Origin of the sequence: Mesotoga sp. UBA6090 (genome assembly GCF_002435945.1) — a bacterium.
Lineage (GTDB): Bacteria > Thermotogota > Thermotogae > Petrotogales > Kosmotogaceae > Mesotoga.
Genome location: NZ_DIXC01000037.1, coordinates 1 through 5,376 on the forward strand (window position 1 = coordinate 1; position 5,376 = coordinate 5,376).

At 47.6% G+C, this 5,376-nt stretch carries 7 protein-coding genes; 2 read left to right on the plus strand and 5 right to left on the minus strand.

Annotation, left to right across the window (positions count from 1 at the left end; genetic code table 11):
* On the minus strand, positions 1-972 hold a 972-nt coding region (locus B3K42_RS05180), incomplete at its 3' end, for a radical SAM protein (protein ID WP_292597306.1).
* Positions 973-1,028: 56 nt separating this feature from the next.
* Between B3K42_RS05180 and clpX the strand changes: the two genes are divergently transcribed.
* Entirely contained in the window at positions 1,029-2,255 is a 1,227-nt protein-coding gene (clpX, locus tag B3K42_RS05185) for an ATP-dependent Clp protease ATP-binding subunit ClpX (RefSeq protein ID WP_181419036.1), read from the plus strand.
* A complete protein-coding gene (tsaD, locus tag B3K42_RS05190; RefSeq protein WP_110990160.1) occupies positions 2,255-3,247 on the plus strand; it encodes a tRNA (adenosine(37)-N6)-threonylcarbamoyltransferase complex transferase subunit TsaD in 993 nt (330 codons plus the stop codon). The genes clpX and tsaD overlap by 1 nt, the downstream gene beginning before the upstream one ends.
* Here the strand turns inward: tsaD and B3K42_RS05195 are convergent, their stop codons facing one another.
* From B3K42_RS05195 to yidC, 4 genes are all read right to left on the minus strand, one after another.
* Positions 3,248-3,481 carry an FmdB family zinc ribbon protein gene (locus tag B3K42_RS05195; RefSeq protein WP_110990161.1) on the minus strand — a complete coding sequence of 78 codons (234 nt, stop codon included), beginning with the start codon at positions 3,479-3,481 and terminating at the stop codon, positions 3,248-3,250.
* A 47-nt stretch (positions 3,482-3,528) separates the two neighbouring features.
* Positions 3,529-3,891, minus strand: a complete 363-nt coding sequence (locus B3K42_RS05200; protein WP_110990162.1) for a cupin domain-containing protein — start codon at positions 3,889-3,891, stop codon at positions 3,529-3,531.
* Positions 3,857-4,564, minus strand: coding sequence for an RNA-binding cell elongation regulator Jag/EloR (gene jag / locus B3K42_RS05205; protein ID WP_110990163.1), 708 nt, complete (start codon positions 4,562-4,564; stop codon positions 3,857-3,859). Before jag ends, B3K42_RS05200 begins: the two co-directional genes overlap by 35 nt.
* 31 nt (positions 4,565-4,595) lie before the next feature.
* A partial coding sequence (gene yidC / locus B3K42_RS05210; RefSeq protein ID WP_292597315.1) for a YidC/Oxa1 family membrane protein insertase occupies positions 4,596-5,376 on the minus strand: 781 nt, incomplete at its 5' end.

Below are 5,376 nucleotides of genomic sequence, written 5' to 3' on the forward strand. Positions count from 1 at the left end.
GAATATTATATCTTCGACACTGCCGCCAAGGTTGTTTCTTTTTCGGGCTTCTTTGTCGAAACTCTCTACACCGAAGGAAATCGTATCCCCTGCGGTGTTGTATTTCACAATCGATTCGATAACTGCTCTCGATTCGCGGGGGTGACCGGCAATGAAAATCGGATTCCCGTTGTCTATGTGAAGCACCTCAGGCTCAAGTATCGTTCTGGCTGACCTGAACAGCTCTTCAGAGAGTGCAGGATCGAGTCTGTCTCTGCTCCTGTCATATCCGTAGGCAACTACATTCGCGCTTCTTCCGAATCTGATAGCCTTTACGCCAATGCTTCTTAGTTTCTCGAACTCCTGAATTATACCTTCGATGCTTCTCCATTCGAAAGAGCCGTAAAGAATGGATTCAGTGCAGAATGAGCAATAGCCGTCGCTTCTCTCACAAGCTGAGGATATGTCGATTTCAACTACCACTTCCGGGTAGGAGGGATGCAAGGCGATAATTTCGGCACCTTCCACATATAATCTGTTCAGTAGAGAGTATCGCGACTCGTTCGATGTGATCCCGAGAAAAGCTGCAACCTCGAACTCATCTCTCAGAAGATGATCGGCTCCTCTAAAGTCGGGAGAGAAGGCGGTCGTTCCTCCTCTAAGAGTGTAGCCGACCGATACGACAGGCCCGCTGACAATCTTTACAGTTTCGGAACTGGATTGTAGCAGCTGCGAGATTTCCGAGCTGGTGATAGGCGTTCCGCCTATGTATCTTCCTGAAGTAGTGACTCCTCCGTAGATTACCAGGTAGTCATAGCAGTTCCCTTTTTGCCAAAGGTCCTTACTCCTCACTGTGTCGATCGTAAGGTAGTCGATTTCGCAACCTTTTAGCAGAAAGGCACCGGCAATTGCACGTATTCTAGGCGAGATGTACGGTGGTACTCCGAAGGCCGCCGGCTCATCGGTGTATCCGTCTATAATAATAGCGTTCATCCATTACCTCCGCGTGCGAGCTATCTTATTCCAGTGTATAATAAAAACAGCAATTAATGGGAGGGAAAGTCTTGCCTTTTGAAAAACACTGTTCATTTTGCGGAAGACCGGCCACTCAGGTTAAAAAGCTAATATCGGGAACTGAAGGATACATATGCAACGAATGTGTAGACCTTTTTTACGACATTATTCAGCAGGACCAGAAAGCAAAGAAAGAGCCTGGAAAGAAGCTCCCGACTCCTGCCGATATCAAGAAGGAGCTTGACCGTTACGTAATCGGTCAGGAAAACGCGAAGAAGACTATCTCTGTCTCAGTCTATAACCATTACAAGAGGGTCTTCAACGATGTGGACGACGTTGAGATTGAGAAATCAAATATTATGCTGGTAGGACCTACCGGTTCAGGAAAGACGCTTATTGCTAGAATCCTTGCTCGCATTCTCGATGTTCCGTTTGCTATTGCAGATGCAACACCGCTCACAGAAGCGGGATACGTTGGCGAGGACGTAGAGAATATCGTTCTCAGGCTTCTTCAGTCTTCGAACTACGACGTCGAAAAGGCCCAGCATGGGATTATTTACATTGATGAGATCGATAAGATAGCAAGAAAATCGCCCAACCCCTCCATTACTAGAGACGTCTCTGGAGAGGGAGTGCAGCAGGCGCTACTGAAGATTGTAGAAGGTACCATCGCGAATGTTCCTCCTCAAGGCGGAAGGAAGCACCCATATCAGGAGTTCATCAAAGTGGACACCAGTAACATTCTATTCATCGTTGGCGGAGCTTTTGGTGGACTGGACAGCATAATAAAGCAGCGAGTTCTTGATTCTTCCATGGGATTTGGCGCTAAGGTCAAAGGAAAGAACCAGCTCAGACTTGGTGAGGTTCTTCAGCAGGTAGTGCCCGATGACCTCATTCAGTACGGACTGATTCCTGAATTCGTGGGGAGATTTCCGGTATTGGCAGCGCTGAACGATCTCGACGTAGAGGATCTGAAGAGAATAATGAGCGAGCCGAGAAACGCCATTCTCAAGCAGTACCAGAAGTTGCTCGGACTGGATGGCGTCGAGCTCGAGTTCTCTGAAGGCGCATTGATTGCGATTGCTGAAAGAGCTATGAAGAGAGGTACTGGCGCCAGGGCTCTTAAGAGCGTAATGGAGCAGGTAATGCTTGATATAATGTATGACATTCCTACTATGAGCAATGTGGAGAAGGTCGTCATCAACGAAGACGTCATAGTCCATAACTCTTCTCCGGAGATAATCTCGAGAGAATCTGCCTGATGAAAGTTCTGGCTCTCGAGAGTTCGTGCGATGAAACAGCGGTGGCCATCATTGAAGATGGCCACCTTCTCTCTTCTGTAGTCTCCTCTCAAATAGACATCCACAGCAGATTTGGGGGAGTAGTGCCGGAGATCGCGGCGAGAAAGCATCTCGAGATTATCGACAAAATCGTCGGAAGTTCTCTTGAAGAAGCCCATCTGGAGTTAGAAAACATCGATGTTTTCGCTTCAACAATGGGGCCCGGACTTGTCGGGTCGCTGCTTGTAGGTCTTTCCTTCGCGAAGGCGATGGCTCTCTCGACGAACAAACCCTTCATCGGGATAAACCATCTCTTTGGACATGTTTACGCGAACTTTCTGAAGTATCCGTTTCTCAGGCCTCCGTTCATGGTGCTTCTTGTATCGGGCGGGCACAGTGAGATCCTTGTCTTGAGAGACTGGGACAGAATCGAACTGATAGGCAAGACCAGAGACGACGCGGCCGGCGAAGCGTTTGACAAGATTGCAAGGCTGCTTGAGCTGGGTTATCCTGGAGGTCCGGCGATACAGAAGGCCGCAGAAGAGGGGAAGGTGTTGTATCACTTTCCCAGGCCGCTTCAAGAGAAAGGAAATTTTGACTTCTCATTCAGCGGTCTCAAGACTTCCGTTCTTTATTTCTTGAGGAAGAATCGCTCTGTTTCTGTAAACGATGTTGCGGCATCGGCACAGGAAGCGATAGTCGATTCACTTGTTACGAAAACCTTTGATGCCGCTGGCAGCTTAGGTCTTAAAGAGATTGCCTTTGCAGGCGGAGTGGCATCTAACTCTCTTTTGCGAGATAGAGCGGAGAAACTGTCCGAAGAGACGGGCATAAGGGCCTACTTTCCTCCGGTCGATCTTTGCACCGACAACGCTGCCATGATTGCCATGGTCGCTTACGAAAAAGCAAAGAGGGGACTGTTCTCCCCTCTTTCAACTAACGCAGTTCCTTACCTTAGCTTAGATGCCTTTTGATTATTCTGATTTGCTAGTAGAAGTTGAAGGTTTCTTGCTGCTATCAGCTGTCAAAGATTTCTTTGAATCAGTGCTGTAGTAGCCCCCACCCTTAAAAACAACTCCCACGCTGTTCAGCAGTTTCTTTAGATGGCCCCCGCATGCTGGGCAAACCGTAAGGGGTTCATCGGACATTTTCTGGAAGGCTTCGGTTTCTTCTCCACAGTCTTCACACTTATATCTGTAAAACGGCATGACGGTTCCTCCTTCGAATCAAATTCAATTTATCAACTGTATCTATTCTATTCCTCATCTGCCGAAGATGGAATCACACAGATAAATTTGAGGTCTCCCTTTCCCCTATTCTTGAACTGATGCTTCACTCCAGAGGGAACGAAAACGTAACTCCCAGCCGGAGCCGTTATCTCGCCCTGGTCAGTTACGACTCCAGCTTCACCGGCTACAATGAACACCTCGTGTTCCCATGGATGACTGTGGTGAGAGCTGTATCCGCCTTCTCCGACGGTGAACAACCTCATCACGAAGTTCGAGGCACCTTGTGCCTTTCCTATCAATACGCGCTTTGCAACGCTCTTCACATTTTCATTGTCGAAGAGCTGTGGCCTAACATCAAGCGCTTTGCCTATTAGAATTCTGTCTGACACTGTCATAGCGCCTCCTCTTTGAATCTGATCTTCTGTCGCAAGAGTACTTTCTCTCGCTATACTCGACCACGACTTTCCTGTATGGCTCTAAACCGATGGAATAGCTCTTCAAGTCCTCATACTGAGAGACTACCTCGTGAACCAGCCTGCGCTCGAAGGCAAACATGGGTTCCATAACTATCTTGCTCCTCTTAGATAGAGCGGACTTCGCCGCCCTGTGGGCTATCTCTTCTACCAGCCTCTTTCTTTCAAGCCTGTAATCACCGATGTCCACGGTGACATTGACTTTCGTCGGAGCCATTCTGTTTGCATAGATATTCAATATGTGCTGCAGCGCAGCCACGGTCTTTCCGTGTTTTCCGATAAGTCTTGCGACTTCCTCGCCTTCGATTCTCACTCTATAAGTTCTTCCTGAAAGCTTGATCTCGGAGAAGGTCTCTTCGTCGAAGTTTTTCAGGATTCCCTTCAGGAAGTCGTGAAGCTTTCTCTCCCAGTGTTTATCAAGCAAGGTTACTTCAATAACCGATTCTTTCGACCCGAAGATTCCGAAAAAGCCTTTTGAGCCTTTCTCTTTGACCGAAACTTCAATTTCATCATCATAAGCGTCAAGATCTGCCTGAGCTGATCTGATTGCTTCCTCGACTGTTTCGGCCCTGTATTCAACTGGCTTCATTTCGACTAACACCTCCTGAGCGTATCTCCATCTACTTCGCGGGTTTCTCCGGTAAACCGAGCATCTGCCTGAAAGTCAGTCCCTTTATTCCTTGGCGTGTGTAGACTACCCAGCTTATCAAGAGCTGCAGTACACTCTGGGTGGTCCAGTAAAGCAACAGTCCAGAGGGGAATGTGGCAAACAGTATCGGGAAGATGACCTGCATAATGACTCCTGATCTTGCCGATCTGGCATCCTGAGCCGTGAGTAACGAACTGAATACTCCTACGACCACTGTGATAATAATGAATGGTATGTTCTGCACGAAGTTTCCAACGGAAAGATCCTTCCATATGAGAAAACCCGGTGTATATGCCATCACTTCACTGAAATACCTTATAGCATTGTATAGAAGGATAAGGACTGGCAGCTGAAGAAGTATCGGAAGACATCCCGAGGCAGGATTGTAACCCTTTTCCTTGTAGAGAGCCATCATTGCTTCCTGCTGCTTTTTGGGATCCTTGTACTTCTTCTTGATTCTATCTACTTCCGGCTGCAGCATCCTCATCATAAGCATAGATTTAGTCTGGATATGATAAAGAGGATAGAGAATGAATCGAGTCACAATTGTGAAGAGAATCAGTGCCCAACCAAAATTTCCAGACCACTGATAGAGCCAGAAAAGGAAGTATACTATCCCGTGATAGATCCAGGAGAAGAAGGTCACTCCCCCGAAATCCTGAAGGTCCTTGACGATTGCATCATATTGTTGAGGAAGAGCCTGTTTTACGTGTATCAACCTCATCGGACCGGCAAATGACTCTAGAAGACCT

Coding starts and splice junctions, on each gene's coding strand:
- B3K42_RS05195 (WP_110990161.1), bottom strand. CDS start 3,481: ATGCCGTTTTACAGATATAAGTGTGAAGACTGTGGAGAAGAAACCGAA.
- tsaD (WP_110990160.1), top strand. CDS start 2,255: ATGAAAGTTCTGGCTCTCGAGAGTTCGTGCGATGAAACAGCGGTGGCC.
- jag (WP_110990163.1), bottom strand. CDS start 4,564: ATGAAGCCAGTTGAATACAGGGCCGAAACAGTCGAGGAAGCAATCAGA.
- clpX (WP_181419036.1), top strand. CDS start 1,029: ATGGGAGGGAAAGTCTTGCCTTTTGAAAAACACTGTTCATTTTGCGGA.